Genomic DNA, 15445 nt, shown 5'->3' with positions numbered 1-15445 from the left:
GCTGCACGATGCGGACGTCGCTCGACGCCGAGAAGGGCGCAGCCCTGTCGGAGGCCGGCGGTGAGGCGACGGCGCACGTTCTCCTTGCTGCGCGAATCGCGGCGCGCGATGCGGGCCGGGCAGCCGTGGTGCTGAGCCGCGCCGGTGCGGCGGGCGAGGGGGCTGCAGCCTTCCTCGCCGCCCTGGCGCTCCTCCGCCTCGGCACCCGCGAGACGATCGGCCTGCTCCGGCCGGACGCTCCCGCCCCCTCGCGGGACGAGAGCCTGCTCGTCGCGGCGCTCGCCGGGCTGCAGCGCGGTGCGCCTTGGGTGGCGCAGCGCGCGCTTGCCGAGTGGCTGCCGCCCGATCTCGCGGTGCGCGCGATCGCCCTGTTGGCCAAGGCTGCCGCCGCGCTGGCGCGGGCCGGGCTGCGCGTCGAACCCTTCGCCGTGCCCCGGCCGCGCCGCGGCCTCGCCTGACCCCGATCGTCGCGGCGTCAGCCCCGTTCGGCGCCGCGACGCTCCCCGGGCGCCCGGCTTCGTTCCCACCCATGGCGCCCCAACGATCGCTCCGTTCCCACCTCGCGCCCCGCCAGCCGGGGCGCCTTTTTCTCGGCGGATCGTGTCAGAACCGTCCCGGCTCGTCGAGACAGAGGAGAAGCCGCGGACGGTCGGGCGAGGCATCGGGCGACCGATGCACCACCCCACGCCCGGCATTGCCCGGCCAGGCGTGGCCCTTGAGGATGGCGACCGCGAACCGCGGCAAGCGCCGCACGGCGGCCGGGTCGCGCAGAGCGGCGCGATTGTCGCCGAAACGGGCGCGATCGACGGCTGCATCGGGGACCCACTCCGTGCCGGCCCCTGCGTAGGTGCAGAGGAGACGCAAGCCCACATGGTCGGCGTGGAACAGCCGGCAGGCGGGGCTGTCGATCGCCTCCAGTCGTCCGCGCACGGCAGTCGTGCCGAGGAGCGCGGCGAAGAGCCGGGCAAGCCGGGCGATGTCGGTGGCGAGGCGGGTGCGGGCGCACGGATCCGGCGGCAGGTCGGCGACCAGGGCGGCACCCAGCCGGTCGGGCCGTTCCTCCGCAACGCGGCAGAACGGCGCGCGGGCGGCCAGACCCTCCGTGGCGTCCAAGAGTCGCGGCGGCGGAGGCCGGGTCCAGATCGCGAGGGTGATGCCGGGGTGGAGAATGGTGCGCAGCACGCCGGCGTGGCGAGCGGCGCGGGCGTGGGCAGCAGGGGATAGGGTGGTCGCCTCGCGCATCATGCTGTGTTATGTTATATTATAACATGTCAGCCGCAAACCTCACCCCTGCGGGAGACCTCCAACCATGCGCGACCACCGCCTTCCCGTCACCGTCCTCTCCGGCTTCCTCGGCGCCGGCAAGACGAGTCTGCTCAACCACATCCTCGCCAACCGCGAAGGGCGCCGGGTCGCCGTCATCGTCAACGACATGAGCGAGGTGAACATCGACGCCGCGCTGGTGCGCGAGGGCGGGGCGCTGTCGCGCACCGAGGAACGCCTCGTCGAGATGAGCAACGGCTGCATCTGCTGCACCCTGCGCGAGGACCTGATGGTCGAGGTGCGCCGCCTCGCCGCCGCGGGGCGGTTCGATGCGCTGCTGATCGAGGCGACAGGGATCGCCGAGCCGATGCCGATCGCCGCCACCTTCGACTTCCGCGATGCCGAAGGCCGCTCGCTCTCCGACCTCGCCCGCCTCGACACCATGGTCACGGTGGTCGATGCGGCGCGCTTCCTGCATGACTACGCCTCGACGGACAGCCTCGCCGCGCGTGGCGAGACCGCGGGCGAGGGCGATACCCGGCTGCTCGTCGATCTGCTCGTCGAGCAAGTGGAGTTCGCCGACGTGATCGTGGTCAACAAGATCGACCTCGTGACGGAAGCGGAACGGGAGCGGCTCGTCGCCATCCTGCGCAGCTTCAACCCTGAAGCGAGGATCCTGACCGCAAGCCACGGGCGCGTGCCGCTCGACGCCGTGCTGGACACCGGGCTGTTCGATTTCGGGAAGGCCTCGCGCGCGGCGGGTTGGGCGAAGGCGCTCGCCGGCGAGCATCTGCCGGAGAGCGAGGAATACGGCATCCGTTCCTTCGTCTGGCGCGCCCGGCGGCCGTTCCACCCCGCTCGTTTCCATCGTTTCATCGCCTCGGACCTGCCGGGCGTGATTCGGGCCAAGGGCTTCTTCTGGCTCGCAACGCGCATGGACTGGGCAGGGGTCTGGCAGCTCGCCGGCGCGATCGGGCGGCACGAGGCGGCCGGGTTCTGGTGGGCCGCCGTGCCGCGCGAGCGCTGGCCCGACGACCCTGAGTGGCGCGCGGGCGTGCGCAAGCTCTGGTGCTCTCCTTACGGCGATCGGCGGCAGGAGATCGTGTTCATCGGCCAGCACATGGACGAGGTGGGGATCCGTCGGGCGCTCGACCACGCGCTCTTGACGGAGGCCGAGTTCGCCATGGGGCCGGCCGCCTGGGCGCGGCTGCCCGACCCCTTCCCCGCCTGGCGCCGCGAGGCGGCGTGAGCGGGCTTGCCGGCTCCGGTCCCCCGCCGCCGCGCTTCGCCGAGGCGGTGGAGGCGATCGAGCGGGCGCTGATCGCCCTCGATGCGGCGGGTGTGGGACGCGAGGCCCAAGCCGCCGCCCTGCTCGCCGCGCTCTTGCCGCGTCTCGTCGCGCTGCACGGCCCGCATGCGGTGGCCGCCGTGTTCGGCCGCCTCGCTTCCGCCGTCGCCGAACAGGCCGGGACGCCGGGCAGGGCCTGACCTGCCGCTCAGTGCCCGGCCCGTCGCATGGCGCGGGTGAGGATGACCACGGGGATCAGCCCGACGGCAACGATCAGCAGGGCGGCGGTCGAGGACTGCGCGAGGCGTTCGTCGGAGGCGAGGTTGTAGACGCGTACGGCGAGGGTGTCGAAGTCGAACGGCCGCACGATCAGCGTGGCCGGCAGTTCCTTCATCGTGTCGACAAACACCAGCAGAGCTCCGGCGAGCAGGCTGCCGCGGAGCAAGGGGAGATCCACCTGCAGGAGCGTGCGGCCGGGCCCGCGGCCGAGCACGCGCGCGGCATCCTCCACCGAGGGTTTGATCTTGGCGAAGCCGGATTCGACGGCGGAGAGGGCGACGGCGAGGAAGCGCACGACATAGGCGAAGACAAGGGCAGCGATCGTCCCCGACAGGAGAAGCCCCGTCGAGACGCCGAAGGTCGCCCGCATCCAGGAGTCGAGCGCGTTGTCGAAGGCGCCGAAGGGAACGAGCACGCCGACGGCGATCACCGACCCCGGAATGGCGTAGCCGAGGGAGGCGAGGCGGACGGCGAAGCGGATCGCCACCCCGCCGGCCGTACGCAGAGCATAGGCGAGCAGCACGGCAGCGCCGACGCAGACCAGGGCGGCAAGGCCGGCGAGGATAAGGCTGTTGCGCGCGAAGGGCAGGATGGTGGGACCGAGCAGCGGATCGCCCTCCGTCACGGCGAAGTGCAGCAGCACGCTGGCCGGAACGGCGAAGCCGCCCAGCACGGGCAGCCCACAGATGAGCACCGCGGCCGCCGCGGCTGCCCGTGACAGCCGCCGCCGCTCGAGCGCCTGCTGCTTGGAGGAGGTGTTGTGGAACCGCGCCCGCCCGCGGGCGAGACGCTCGAGCGCGAGCAGGAGCGCAATCACGCCCATCAGGCAGGCGGCGAGCTGCTGGGCGGCCACCCGGTCGCCCATGGAAAGCCAAGCCTGGTAGATGCCCGTGGTGAACGTGTCGACGGCAAAATGCTTCACCGCGCCGAAATCGGCGAGCGTCTCCATCAGCGCAAGGCCCGCCCCGGCGGCGATGGCAGGGCGCGCCAGCGGCAGGGCCACACGGAGGAACATGGCACGCCGGTCGCACCCCAGCGTGCGCGCCACCTCGCCGAGACAGACGGACTGCTCGAGGAAGGCCGTCCGCGCGAGCAGATAGACATAAGGATAGTTGGCGAGGGCCAGGATCACGATCGCGCCCGGAAGCGAGCGGATCTCGGGGAACCAGTATTCGCCCCAGCCCCAGCCGAAGGTCGCACGCAGCCAGCTCTGCACCGGTCCGGTGAACTCGAGCAGGTCGGTGTAGACGTAGGCGAGCAGGTAGCCCGGCACGGCAAGCGGCAACAGCAGCGCCACCTCGAACAGGCGCCGGCCCGGAAAGGCGCAAGTGGTGACCAGCCAGGCGCAGGCCGTGCCGAGCACCACGACGATCACACCCACCCCGAGCGCGAGCAGCACCGAATTACGAACGAAGAGGGGAAGCAGCGTGCCGGCGAGATGGCGCCAGGTTTCGCCCGCCGGGGCGAGGGCCCCGGCGAGGACGGCGAGGACGGGGGAGGCGACCGCGAGGGCGACGAGGAGGGCGGCCGCCACCCAGCCGTTGGCCCGCCGGGGCGCGGCGCGTGGCAGTGCCGGTGGCAGGGGCAGGGCGAGGTCGCGCGGCACCGGGAGGGTCGTCGGTGGTTCGTCTGCGGTTGCGATTGCGAGTCGTTTGCAGTCGCATTTGTAGCATGTCTGCTGGGCCGGGGCCAACCCCGGTGTCGCGCCCCCGTCTCCCCGCCATCCGCCGGGAGGGACGCCGGTCGGGCTTCCGCGGCCCCGGCCGGGGAGACGCCGCGCGCTACTCCGCCGCCGTCCGGCGCGCCTGCCAATCCGCCACCGTCAGGCGCGGGATCTCGATCCGGTCCGTCGTGCGCGCGTACCAGCCTCGGCCGTGCATGCGCCCGATCAGGCCCAGTTTCGGCGTGTCGATGTAGGCCTTGGCGGCATCCAGCACGCAGTCGTCCCGCACGTGCGCGGCGAGCACGCGCCCCAGCACCACCGCCTTGCCGTTGCCGACCTCCACCACCGCCAGCCGCTCGCACTCCAACGCCACGGGGCTTTCGGCGATGCGCGGCGGCGTCACCTTGGTCGAGGCGAGCGGGGTCAGCCCCGCCATGGCGAGCTCATCGACTCCGGGTTCGACGTCGATCGCGGTGATGTTCATCGCCTCCGCCAACTCCTCGGAGACGAGGTTCACCACGAACTGGCCGGTCTGGCGGATGTTCTCCCCCGTATCTTTCAGCCCCTTGCCTTTGGAGCCGATGCCGATCGCCACCACCGGGGGGTCGGAGGAGACGGCATTGAAGAAGGAGTAGGGGGCGGCGTTGACCCGCCCTTCGGCATCCACCGTCGTCACCCAGGCGATCGGGCGCGGCACGATGGTGGAGACGAGCAGCTTGTAGGCGAGGTCGGGGCCGATGGCGGCGAAGTCGAACAGCATGCGGGGCTCCGGAGGTTGGCCATGCCGGACATAAGGCACCCGAACCGTTCCGGCGAGGGGCCGACGGACGTGCGGAGGGGCGAGCGCCGATCAGCGACGCGTGAGCCACCGTCTGGCACGCCGATCGTGCCGCCTCAGGGCCCTTTCCGCCCGCGCCGCCCGCCCCCCTTGCGTTTGGCCGGGTCGTACCCCCCGCCGCCGGGGCCGAGCGGCTTCGGCTTCCAATCCGACGCGCGTGCTCGTGCCACCGGCGGCGGCTCGAGACCGAGTTCCATCGCCTCGAGCCGGCGGATCTCGTCGCGCAGCCGGGCGGCGGTCTCGAACTCGAGGTCGGCCGCCGCCTCGCGCATCTTCCGCTCGAGCTCGGCGATGGTCGCGCGCAGGTCCTTGCCGACGAGCTCCGCCACCCCGCCCTGCTCGACGGGGGCGACGGTGACGTAGTCCTGCTCGTAGACGGAAGCGACGATCTCCGCCACCTGCTTCTTCACCGACTGCGGCGTGATGCCGTGCGCCTCGTTCCAGGCGATCTGCTTCGCTCGCCGCCGCTCCGTCTCCTCCAAGGCGCGCCTCAGACTCTCCGTCATCGTGTCGGCGTAGAGGATGACGCGGCCCTCGACGTTGCGCGCCGCCCGGCCGATGGTCTGGATCAGCGAAGTGGTGGAGCGCAGGAACCCTTCCTTGTCGGCATCCAAGATGGCGACCAGCTGGCATTCCGGGATGTCGAGCCCCTCGCGCAGCAGGTTGATCCCCACCAGCACGTCGAACACGCCCAAGCGGAGGTCGCGGATGATCTCGATCCGCTCCAGCGTGTCGATGTCCGAATGGAGGTAGCGCACCTTCACGCCGGCGTCGTTCAAGTATTCGGTGAGCGTCTCCGCCATCTTCTTGGTCAGCGTCGTCACCAGCACGCGCCCGCCCTTCGCCGCCACCGCCTTGCACTCGGCGAGCAGATCATCGACCTGGTGTTCCACGGGGCGGACGATGCAGACCGGATCGACGAGCCCTGTGGGACGGATCACCTGCTCGACGAACACCCCGCCCGTGCGCTCGAGCTCCCACGGCCCCGGCGTGGCCGAGACGAAGATCGTGTCGGGGCGCATCGCGTCCCACTCCTCGAACTTGAGCGGGCGATTGTCGACGCAGGAGGGCAGGCGGAAGCCGAACTCGGCCAGGATGGACTTGCGGTTGAAGTCGCCGCGGTACATCCCGCCCAATTGCGGCACCGTGACGTGGCTCTCGTCGACGAACAGGATCGCGTTCTCGGGCAGGTACTCGAACAGGGTGGGCGGGGGTTCGCCCGGCGCGCGGCCCGTCAGATAGCGCGAGTAGTTCTCGATGCCCTTGCAGCTGCCCGTCGTCTCCAGCATCTCGAGATCGTAGAGGGTGCGCTGCTCCAGCCGCTCGGCCTCGAGCAGCTTGCCTTGCGCGCGGAGTTCGGCGAGGCGCTCCTTCAGTTCCGCCTTGATGCCCCGGATCGCCTGGCTGATGGTCGGGCGCGGCGTCACGTAGTGGCTGTTGGCGTAGACGGTGATCGCCTCCAGGCTCGCTGTCCGCTCGCCCGTGAGGGGATCGAACTCGTGGATCGCCTCCACCTCGTCGCCGAACAGGGAGATGCGCCAGGCGCGGTCCTCGAAATGGGCGGGGAAGATCTCCACCACGTCGCCGCGCACGCGGAACGATCCCCTTGCGAAGGCGAGATCGTTGCGCCGGTATTGCAGCTCGACGAGCGCCCTGAGCAGCCGATCGCGATCGATCCGTTCCCCGACTGCAACCTTCACCACCATCGCCGAATAGGTCTCGACCGAGCCGATGCCGTAGATGCAGGAGACCGAGGCGACGATGATCACATCGGGGCGTTCGAGCAGGGCGCGCGTGGCGGCATGGCGCATGCGGTCGATCTGTTCGTTGATCTGCGCGTCCTTCTCGATGTAGGTGTCGGTGCGCGGGACGTAGGCTTCGGGCTGGTAGTAGTCGTAGTAGGAGACGAAGTACTCGACCGCGTTCTCCGGGAAGAAGGACTTCATCTCGCCGTAGAGTTGCGCGGCGAGCGTCTTGTTGGGGGCGAGGATCAGCGCCGGGCGGCCGGCATTGGCGATCACATGCGCCATGGTGAAGGTCTTGCCCGAGCCGGTGACGCCGAGCAGCACCTGGTCGTGCTCGCCGCGCTCGAGCCCCTCGGTGAGGGCGGCGATCGCCTGCGGCTGATCGCCCGACGGCGCGTAGTCGGAGACGAGCTTGAAGCGTGCGCGCTCGCGCCAGGCGGGGCGCCGGGGCGGCTTGAACACCGGGCGGCGAACGTCGATCAGACCGTGCGGGGGCATCGGGTCTCCTTCGCCCCGTGAGATAGGGCCGCCGTCCCGCCTTGGCCATGGCGGAGGCGGCCAGGGCGGGGCAGGATCGCGAGCATGACCGCCCTCCGCTTCGCCCTCGCCCTGTTCGTGGTCGCTGTCGTTGCGGTGCCGGTTGCCGCGCGCGGGCCCGAGATCGCCACCCGCCACATGGTCGCCGCCGCCCACCCGCTCGCCGCCGAAGCGGGGCTTGCGGTGCTGCGCCGCGGTGGCGCGGCGATCGACGCCGCCGTCGCCGTGCAGGCGGTGCTTGGCCTCGTCGAGCCGCAGTCCTCGGGCATCGGCGGCGGCGCCTTCCTCCTGCACTGGGACGCCGCGACGCGCGCCCTCTCCGCCTGGGACGGGCGGGAGACCGCGCCGCGCGCCGCCGGGCCCGATCTCTTCCTTCGTCCCGACGGCTCGCCCATGGGGTTCCACGAGGCGGCGGTCGGCGGCCGTGCGGTCGGCGTGCCCGGCGTGGTGGCGATGCTCGAGGCCGTGCATCGCCGGCACGGGCGGCTTCCTTGGGCCGACCTGTTCGCTCCTGCGATCGCGCTCGCCGAGGAGGGCTTCCCGGTCTCGCCGCGCCTTGCTGCCGCCATCGCCGCCGACCGCGAGCGCCTGGCGCGCGACCCTGCCGCCCGCGCCTACTTCTTCCTTCCCGATGGGTCGCCGCTGCCGGCGGGGCATCGCCTGCGCAACCCGGCCTATGCCGAGACGCTGCGGGCGATCGCGCGCGACGGCGCCGAGGCGCTGAGGGAGGGGCCGATTGCGGAGGCGATCCTCGCCGCGGTGCGCGGCGCTTCCTGGAACCCTGGCCTGCTCGCCGCGGAGGACCTGCGCGCCTACGCCCCGCGCGAGCGCGACCCGGTGTGCATGCTCTACCGTGTCTGGCGCGTCTGCGGCATGGGTCCGCCCTCCTCGGGTGGTGTCGCCGTGGGCCAGATCCTCGGCCTGCTCGCCCACACCTGGCTCGGCGCGATGGACCCGCGCGGGGCGGAGGCGGCGCACTGGCTGGTCGAGGCCGGCCGGCTCGCCTTCGCCGACCGCAACCTCTACCTCGCCGATTCCGACTTCGTGCGCGTTCCCGTGCGGGGCTTGCTCGATCCCGCCTATCTCACCGTGCGCGCGCAGGTGATCGACCCGGCGCGGGCGGCGGAGACCGTCCGCCCCGGCAACCCGCCCTGGCGCGAGGGCGGCCTCGCCCCCGACGACACGGCGCGCGAGTTCGGCACCTCGCACCTCTCCATCGTCGACTCGTCGGGCAATGCGGTGGCGATGACGACGACGATCGAGGACGTTTTCGGCGCCCGCGTGATGGCGGCGGGGTTCCTGCTCAACAACCAGCTCACCGACTTCGCGTTCCGCCCGGAGATCGATGGCCGGCCGGTCGCCAACCGGGTCGAGGGCGGCAAGAGGCCGAGGAGTTCCATGGCCCCGACCATGGTCTTCGACCCCCAAGGCGCGCTGCGCGTCGTCGTCGGCTCGCCCGGCGGCGCGCGCATCATCGGCTACGTGGCGCAGACCCTCGTCGCCATCCTGGATTGGGCGATGGACCCGCAGGCCGCGATCGAGCTCCCGCGCGTCGTCACCGTGGGGGCGGGGGCGGAACTCGAAGCGGGAACGGAGGCCGAGCGCCTCGCTCCGCTGCTCGAGGCGCGCGGCCATCGTGTGACCGTGCGCGCCCTGCCCTCCGGCCTCCATGCCATCGTCATCACCGCCCGGGGCCTTGAGGGCGGGGCGGATCCGCGGCGGGAAGGGGTCGCGCGCGGCGACTGAGCGCCTCCGCCGCGACCAGCGCAAGCGCGAAGGGAAAGAGCCACATCAGCCGCGCCGCGTAGCGGTCGTGCACCGCTCCGCCCATGCCGACCGCCACCGCATTGCCGATGGCGGCGGCGAGCGCGGCAAGCGCGAGCACCGCGACGGGCGAGCGGCGCGCGCCGGGCGAGACGGCGAAGACCAGGGCGAGCAGGGGCACGGCGGCGAGCGAGAGCGGACCCGCGACGACCGCCGGCCAGGCGCGCGCGATCTCCTCGTTCGTCTGCCGCGCGCGATCGAGGGCTTCCCCGGCCGCCGCCCCCAGCGCCTCGGCGAAGCGGGGAATGACGAGGCGGGCGAGCAGGGCGCGGTCCTCGTTCACCCGCACCGACAGGTCGGTCCCCACCCGGGCGGTGACCAGCTGTCGCGCGGCACGAGCGAGCCCACTCGCGACGAACTCGGGCCAATGGGCGGCGAGGACGCGCGGGTTGATTGCCGCGAGCTCCGCCTCGAGGCGGAAGAAGTTCAAGTCGCGCCAGACCGGCGAGCCGGGGTTCCAGAGGAAGTGGTCGGAGTCGGCGATCAGCGCGTCGCGGTCCTCGCAGAGCGTCACACCGGGCAGCGGGCAGTGGGCGTCGAGCCAGCGCTGCATCAGCCCATCCCCGACCAGGCGGGCGCCGAGGAAGACGGAGGAGCCGAAGGCAAGGCGGGCTTCGCCGTGCGCGAGACGGTTGGCGGCGAGGTTGAGCGCCGGGGCGAGGAGCAGAGCGGCGAGGATGGCGCCGAGCCCGGCGAGGCGCACCGGCGCCGCCCGCCAGGCAAGACGGAGGAGCAAGAGGGCGCCAAGCAGGGCGGCGAGCGCGGGCAGGTGGGTGAGATGCACCGCCGCCGCGGCGACGAGGGAAAGCCACACGCCAACCGCCTCGCGGCGGGAGAGCCCGCCGAGTGCGAGCAGCACCGCCGCCAGCACCATCGGCGCCGACAAGGCATCCGCCATCACCCAGGAGGCGAACCAGGGCGCGCCGGAGCAGAGGGCGAGCACGCCGACGATGGCGAGGTAGGCGGTAGCGCCCAGCCCCACGCGCCGCGCGGCGAGCCACATCAGCCACGCCGTCAGCAGCGCCTGCGCCGCCACCACGGGCCAGAGCGTGCGCCCCTGATGCAGGGGCCCGATCAACCAGCCATAGGCCGGCGGGCGGATCGGGCGGAACCATTCCGGCTGCGTCCACACCCAGAGGTAGTCGGGCGTGTCGGAGAAGATCAGCGGCCAGCCGTTCCAGACCGCCGGCCAGAGGAGGAGGGCGGCGGCGAGCGGAATGGCGAGCAGGGCAGGTCGTCGCATGGGAGGGGCGCTACGGGCGAAACTCGGCGCGGGCAAGGCGGCTGGCAGGAGGCTTGCCTGGACTCCCCTGGCGTCGCCCCGGCTTGCCGCGGGGCGCGTCTCGCCTGCACGCTTGGTCATCGGATGGACGGTACCCTGCACACCACGGAGGCAACGGGCACGCTGCCGCTGCGCTCGCGCTGGCTGATCCCGCCACTCGCGCTTCGTCGTCCGCGCGATGTCGACGAGGCAGCGGCGATGCTCGCGGAGCCGGACGCGATCGCCATGGCCGGTGGGGTCGAGGTGATCGCAGGGCTGAAGTTCGGCGGCCCGCCGCGCACGGTCGTGTTGCTGCGGGGGATCGCGGGCCTCGACGGGATCGAGCCCTGCGAGGGGGGCGTGCGCATCGGCGCGCTCGCCACGCATGAGCGGGTGGCGCGCGATCCTCTCCTGCGGGCGGCGGTGCCCGGCTTCGCCGAGGCGTGGGGAAGCATCGCCAACATCCGCATTCGCCACCAGGGCACGCTCGCGGGCTGCCTGCTCGCCGGCCTGCCGCAATACGACGCACCGCCCGCCCTTGCCGCCTTGAATGCCCGCCTCGTCTGTCGCGTACGAGGCGAAACGATCGTCGCGCCCTGGCACGCCCCGCGCGGCCTGGTGCTCGGCATCGACATGCCCGCCGGCGTCCGTTTTGCGCACGACCGCAGCCTTCGCCCCTGGCTGGTCGTCTCCGCCGCCGCCCGGTTCGAGGGGGGGCGCGTGCGGACGCTTCGTCTCGCGCTGGGTGGCGCGCATCGGTGCGCGGTCGTCGCCGATCTTGCCGACGCGGCGGAGCTCGACCGCGCGGCTCTCGGCCGCGAGGCGCAACGCCTTGCGGAAGCGTGGGCGCGCGCCCTGCCCGAACCCGATCACCTGCCACCCGGCACGCCCGGCGCGACCTGGCGCCGCCGCGCCGCCGCCGTCCTCGCCACGCGCCTGATCACCCGCCTCGCCGATGGTTGATCACACGGAACGGATCACCTTCGACCTCGACGGTCGCGCCGTCGTCGCCACCGTCGCGACCAACCGGCTGTTGATCGACCTCCTGCGGGAGGAGTTCGGCATCATCGGCGTGCGCGCGGGCTGCGACGGCGGGGTGTGCGGTGCGTGCACGGTGCTGATCGACGGCGTTCCCGCCACCGCCTGCCTGATGCTGGCCGTGGAGGCGGATCGGCGTCGCATCACCACCATCCGCGGCCTCGAGCGGGCGGACGGCACCCTGCATCCCGTGCAGCGCGCCTTCCTCGAGGAACGTGCGCTGCAGTGCGGCTCCTGCACTCCCGGGATGGTGCTGCTCGCTTCCGCCCTGCTCGCCGAGAACCCTGACCCCGACGAGGGGACCATCCGCGGCTGGATGAGTGCCGCGCTCTGCCGCTGCGGCGGTGGGGCCGCCATCCTGCGGGCGGTGCGCCGGGCCGCCGAGCTGATGCGCGAGACGCCATGACCGCCGCCAACGATGTCGCGCGGGTGCGCGGCACCTTCGCCTACGCCATCGACCTCGCCTTGCCCGGCATGCTGCATGCCGCGCTGGTGCGCTCGCCGCATCCGCATGCGGAAATCCTCGCCATCGACACCGCCGCCGCACTCGCCGACCCTGACGTCGTTGCGGTGGCCACCGCCGACGACCTCGCCGGGCTCGACCCCTGGCAGGGTGTGGTCGTGCGCGACCAGCCGCTGCTCGCCATCGGCAAGGCCCGCCACACGGGCGAGCCGGTGGCCGCGGTGGTGGCGCGCGATCCGGCCGCCGCCGCACGGGCTGCCGCCCGCATCACCGTGCGCTGGCGCGTCCTGCCGCCGGTGCCGAGCATCGAAGCCGCCCTCGCCCCGGATGCGCCGGCGCTGTTCGACCAGGGCCCGCCCGAACACCTGCCCAAGGGACCGGGGGCCGAGGCCTGGCGCGAACCGGCGCGCAACGTCCTCTGGCGCTTTCGCTTCCGGGCAGGGGACGCTGACGCCGTGTTCGCGCGCGCCGCGCACGTCTTCACCGACACCTACCGTTTCCCGCGCATGAGCCACCTGCCGATCGAACCCCTGTGCGCGGTGGCGCGTTGGGACGGCGATGGCGGAGAGGTGTGGTGCAACAACCAGGATCCGTTCCTGCTGCGCACCGATCTCGCCCGCATCTTCGCCCTGCCGGAGGCCGCGATCCGCGTGCACGCCCTGCCGGCCGGAGCGGGGTTCGGGGCGAAGTCCTACCCGAAACACGAAGCGCTCACGCTGCTCCTCTCTCGGCTCGCCCGCGCTCCCGTGAGGCTCGCGCTGACCTGGGACGAGATGATGCTGACCCTCTCGCAGCATGCCGCGGAGGTGACGCTGACGACGGCCGTCTCCGCCGAAGGCCGGCTGCTCGCCCGCCGCGCCTTGCTTCGCCTCGACGGCGGCGCCTACGCGGATGCCTCGGTCATCGTCTGCGAGAAGGGGGCCTATCGCAGCCTGCCCGGGCCCTATCGGTGGCAGGCGGTGGAGAGTGTCGGCGAGGTGGTGCGCACCGCGACCGTTCCCGCCGGCTCCTTCCGCGGCTTCGGCGGCCCTCAGGCCTGTTTCGCCGGCGAACGCCAGCTCGATGCGATCGCGCGTCGTTTGTGCCTCGACCCGGTCGAGTTCCGGGCGCGCAATCTTCTCCGTCCCGGCGAGGCGCCCTGGCCCGGCGAGACGCCGATGGACTCCGACCTCGAGGACGGTCTCGCCACTGTGGCCAGTCGCATCGGCTGGAGCAGCGCGCGCGCGCCGGGGCGCGGGCGCGGCATCGCCGTCGGCATGAAGGACGGCGGGGGCTTCTCCCGCCGCAGCCTTGCCGTGGTTAAGCTCGCCCGCGACGGCTCCGCCCTCGTGCTCTCGGGCATCGCCGATCTCGGCCAGGGTCCCGAACGGGTGGCGGCGGCGATCGTCGCCGAGGTGCTGGGCATCGATCCCGCGCGAGTCAGGCTCGCCCCCATCGACACCGACCGCACGCCGCACGATCAGGGCACGCATGCCTCGGTCGGTGCGGCGATGGTCGGGCTCGCCATCCGCCGCGCCGCCGAAGCCGTACGCGAGCGCCTGCTTGCCCTCGCCGCGGAGGTGATCGACGAGGCCTCGGGCGAGATCGCGCTCGAGGCCGGCATGATCCGTTGCGGCAACGTTGTGCTCTCGATCCCGGCCCTGTTCGACCGCGCCTTCGGCGCCCAGGGCAGCGAACTGATCGGCGAGGGCGAGGCGCGCAATCCGTTCGACGCCGCCGCCCCCTTGGGATCGCGCTGCGGCTTCTGGATGCCCTCCTTCGCCGCTGCCGAAGTGACGGTCGACGCCGAGACGGGACGCGTTGTGGTCGAACGCCTCGTCGTCGCGGGTGACGCCGGCCACGCCATCGACCCCGCCGGCTGTCGTGCGCAGACGGAAGGTGGCGCAGTGCAGGGCCTCGCCCAGGCGCTGATCGAGGCGCTTGCCTTCGACGGCGAGGGGCGTCTCGCCAACGGCGCGCCGCTCCTCTACCGCATGCCGAGCGTGCTCGACCTGCCGCGAGACTTCGAGGCGATCACGCTGGAACACGGGCTCGGGCCAGGGCCGCATGGCGCGAAGGGCTTGGGCGAGCACGCCATTCTCGCCGTGGCGGCGGCGATCGCCAATGCGGTGGCGGACGCGACGGGGGCGGACATCCGCTCTTTGCCGCTCAACCCCGACGCGGTGCTCTCCGCCGTTGCGGAAGCCGCAGGCGAGGGCTAGCGTTCGCGTTGCCACAGCAGGAGAGAGCCATGCGGAACGGACGTCGGCGCGTGTTGGGGGCTGCGGCCTTCGCCCTGGCAATCGGTGCTGCCCTGCCGGCGGCCGCGCAGGCGCCGCAGTTCTTCCGCATCGGCACCGGAGCGGCGGGTGGTACCTACTATCCCGTCGGCGGCATGATCGCGAACGCGATCTCCTGCCCGCCGGGGGCACCCTGCCGCGAGGCGGGCGGCACCGCCGGCGTGCCCGGCCTCGTCGCGGTGGCGCAGGCGACCCAGGGCAGCGTGCAGAACGTCAACCTGATCCAGTCGGGCGCGGCCGAGAGCGGCTTCTCGCAGTCGGACGTCGCGCACTGGGCCTACACCGGCACGGGCCTGTTCGAGGGGCGGCCGAAGCTCGATCGCCTGCGCTTCATCGCCTACCTGTTCGGCGAGCAGCTCCATGCCGCCGTCCGCCGCGACAGCCCGATCACCCGTTTGGAGGACCTCGCCGGCAAGCGCGTGACCGTGGGGCTGCAGGCCTCCGGTGCCCGCATCGGCTCCGAACTCGTGCTCGAGGCGGCTGGGCTGAGGGGCCGCTACACGCCGGAGTTCCTCTCCGCCGCGCAGGGGCTCGAGCGGATGCAGGACCGTGGCATGGACGCCGTGCTGCAGGTGGTGGCCGCTCCCGCCGCCGCCTTCACCGAGTTCTGCGCCCGCGCTGGTTGCCGCCTCCTTCCCTTCTCCGACGAGGTGATCGCGCGGGTGAGCGAGCGGGCACCCTTCTACACGCGGGGTGTGATCCCGCGCGGCACCTACGAGGGGATCGAGGAGGACGTGCCGACCCTCGTCGTCGGCGCGGTGTGGCTGGTCGGTGCCCAGGTGCCGGAGGCGCTCGTCTACGAGATCACCAAGTCGCTGTGGTCGGACACCACCGCCTCGCTCCTGCAGCGTGGGCATGTGCGGGCGCGCGACATCCGCCGCGAAACCGCATTGCTCGGCCGCGGCGAAGTGCCGCTCCATCCGGGTGCGGAACGGTTCTATCGCGAAGCGGGCATGCTGCGCTGAGG

13 protein-coding genes are annotated in these 15445 nt (G+C 72.5%); 8 read left to right on the top strand and 5 right to left on the bottom strand.

All coding sequences use genetic code 11. From position 1 onward, the window contains the following. Positions 1 to 8 precede the first annotated feature (8 nt). Positions 9 to 458, top strand: coding sequence for a hypothetical protein (locus DWB05_RS03705; protein ID WP_114375145.1), 450 nt, complete (start codon positions 9 to 11; stop codon positions 456 to 458). A gap of 145 nt (positions 459 to 603) precedes the next feature. Here DWB05_RS03705 and DWB05_RS03700 read toward each other — a convergent pair whose 3' ends face one another. Further along, positions 604 to 1245 carry a DUF1826 domain-containing protein gene (locus DWB05_RS03700; protein ID WP_114375143.1) on the bottom strand — a complete coding sequence of 214 codons (642 nt, stop codon included), beginning with the start codon at positions 1243 to 1245 and terminating at the stop codon, positions 604 to 606. Between the two features lie 64 nt (positions 1246 to 1309). Between DWB05_RS03700 and zigA the strand changes: the two genes are divergently transcribed. Both zigA and DWB05_RS03690 read left to right on the top strand, forming a co-directional pair. Beyond that, positions 1310 to 2512, top strand: a complete 1203-nt coding sequence (gene zigA, locus DWB05_RS03695) for a zinc metallochaperone GTPase ZigA (RefSeq protein ID WP_114375141.1) — start codon at positions 1310 to 1312, stop codon at positions 2510 to 2512. Continuing rightward, on the top strand, positions 2509 to 2751 hold the full coding sequence (locus DWB05_RS03690) for a hypothetical protein (protein WP_114375139.1): 243 nt from the start codon (positions 2509 to 2511) through the stop codon (positions 2749 to 2751). The genes zigA and DWB05_RS03690 overlap by 4 nt, the downstream gene beginning before the upstream one ends. An 8-nt stretch (positions 2752 to 2759) precedes the next feature. Here DWB05_RS03690 and DWB05_RS03685 read toward each other — a convergent pair whose 3' ends face one another. The 3 genes from DWB05_RS03685 to uvrB form a co-directional block, all read right to left on the bottom strand. Beyond that, a complete protein-coding gene (locus DWB05_RS03685) occupies positions 2760 to 4436 on the bottom strand; it encodes an ABC transporter permease (RefSeq protein WP_114375137.1) in 1677 nt (558 codons plus the stop codon). Between the two features lie 175 nt (positions 4437 to 4611). Beyond that, positions 4612 to 5253: a flavin reductase family protein gene (locus tag DWB05_RS03680; RefSeq protein WP_114375135.1), complete on the bottom strand. Its 642-nt coding sequence runs from the start codon at positions 5251 to 5253 to the stop codon at positions 4612 to 4614. A gap of 134 nt (positions 5254 to 5387) precedes the next feature. Then, positions 5388 to 7574, bottom strand: a complete 2187-nt coding sequence (gene uvrB / locus DWB05_RS03675) for an excinuclease ABC subunit UvrB (RefSeq protein ID WP_114375133.1) — start codon at positions 7572 to 7574, stop codon at positions 5388 to 5390. 84 nt (positions 7575 to 7658) lie between these two features. Here uvrB and ggt point away from each other — a divergent pair, with 84 nt between their 5' ends. Next, entirely contained in the window at positions 7659 to 9359 is a 1701-nt protein-coding gene (ggt, locus tag DWB05_RS03670; protein WP_114375131.1) for a gamma-glutamyltransferase, read from the top strand. Here ggt and DWB05_RS14815 read toward each other — a convergent pair. Then, positions 9295 to 10680 carry a hypothetical protein gene (locus DWB05_RS14815; protein ID WP_198669037.1) on the bottom strand — a complete coding sequence of 462 codons (1386 nt, stop codon included), beginning with the start codon at positions 10678 to 10680 and terminating at the stop codon, positions 9295 to 9297. The two genes, ggt and DWB05_RS14815, sit on opposite strands and share 65 nt — an antisense overlap. 123 nt (positions 10681 to 10803) lie before the next feature. Here DWB05_RS14815 and DWB05_RS14810 point away from each other — a divergent pair, with 123 nt between their 5' ends. From DWB05_RS14810 to DWB05_RS03645, 4 genes are read left to right on the top strand one after another with little or no spacing between them, the layout of a single operon-like run. Next, positions 10804 to 11661 carry an FAD binding domain-containing protein gene (locus tag DWB05_RS14810; RefSeq protein ID WP_198669036.1) on the top strand — a complete coding sequence of 286 codons (858 nt, stop codon included), beginning with the start codon at positions 10804 to 10806 and terminating at the stop codon, positions 11659 to 11661. Next, positions 11654 to 12142 (top strand): (2Fe-2S)-binding protein, encoded by a 489-nt coding sequence (locus DWB05_RS03655; protein ID WP_114375127.1) that lies wholly within the window; start codon positions 11654 to 11656, stop codon positions 12140 to 12142. Before DWB05_RS14810 ends, DWB05_RS03655 begins: the two co-directional genes overlap by 8 nt. Beyond that, positions 12139 to 14400 (top strand): xanthine dehydrogenase family protein molybdopterin-binding subunit, encoded by a 2262-nt coding sequence (locus DWB05_RS03650; protein WP_114375126.1) that lies wholly within the window; start codon positions 12139 to 12141, stop codon positions 14398 to 14400. Before DWB05_RS03655 ends, DWB05_RS03650 begins: the two co-directional genes overlap by 4 nt. Before the next feature lie 29 nt (positions 14401 to 14429). Beyond that, complete coding sequence (locus DWB05_RS03645; RefSeq protein WP_114375125.1) at positions 14430 to 15443, top strand: TAXI family TRAP transporter solute-binding subunit; 1014 nt, start codon at positions 14430 to 14432, stop codon at positions 15441 to 15443. The last annotated feature ends 2 nt before the right edge of the window (positions 15444 to 15445 follow it).

Origin of the sequence: Elioraea thermophila (ex Habib et al. 2022), assembly GCF_003336755.1 — a bacterium.
Taxonomy (GTDB): Bacteria; Pseudomonadota; Alphaproteobacteria; order Acetobacterales; family Acetobacteraceae; genus Elioraea; species Elioraea thermophila.
The sequence above is the reverse complement of the archived record's forward strand: the minus strand, read 5'-3'. Positions and strand labels throughout refer to the sequence as shown.

Coding starts and splice junctions, on each gene's coding strand:
- DWB05_RS03655 (WP_114375127.1), top strand. CDS start 11,654: ATGGTTGATCACACGGAACGGATCACCTTCGACCTCGACGGTCGCGCC.
- DWB05_RS03645 (WP_114375125.1), top strand. CDS start 14,430: ATGCGGAACGGACGTCGGCGCGTGTTGGGGGCTGCGGCCTTCGCCCTG.
- DWB05_RS03705 (WP_114375145.1), top strand. CDS start 9: ATGCGGACGTCGCTCGACGCCGAGAAGGGCGCAGCCCTGTCGGAGGCC.
- DWB05_RS03700 (WP_114375143.1), bottom strand. CDS start 1,245: ATGATGCGCGAGGCGACCACCCTATCCCCTGCTGCCCACGCCCGCGCC.
- DWB05_RS03650 (WP_114375126.1), top strand. CDS start 12,139: ATGACCGCCGCCAACGATGTCGCGCGGGTGCGCGGCACCTTCGCCTAC.
- uvrB (WP_114375133.1), bottom strand. CDS start 7,574: ATGCCCCCGCACGGTCTGATCGACGTTCGCCGCCCGGTGTTCAAGCCG.
- ggt (WP_114375131.1), top strand. CDS start 7,659: ATGACCGCCCTCCGCTTCGCCCTCGCCCTGTTCGTGGTCGCTGTCGTT.
- DWB05_RS14815 (WP_198669037.1), bottom strand. CDS start 10,680: ATGCGACGACCTGCCCTGCTCGCCATTCCGCTCGCCGCCGCCCTCCTC.
- DWB05_RS14810 (WP_198669036.1), top strand. CDS start 10,804: ATGGACGGTACCCTGCACACCACGGAGGCAACGGGCACGCTGCCGCTG.
- DWB05_RS03680 (WP_114375135.1), bottom strand. CDS start 5,253: ATGCTGTTCGACTTCGCCGCCATCGGCCCCGACCTCGCCTACAAGCTG.
- zigA (WP_114375141.1), top strand. CDS start 1,310: ATGCGCGACCACCGCCTTCCCGTCACCGTCCTCTCCGGCTTCCTCGGC.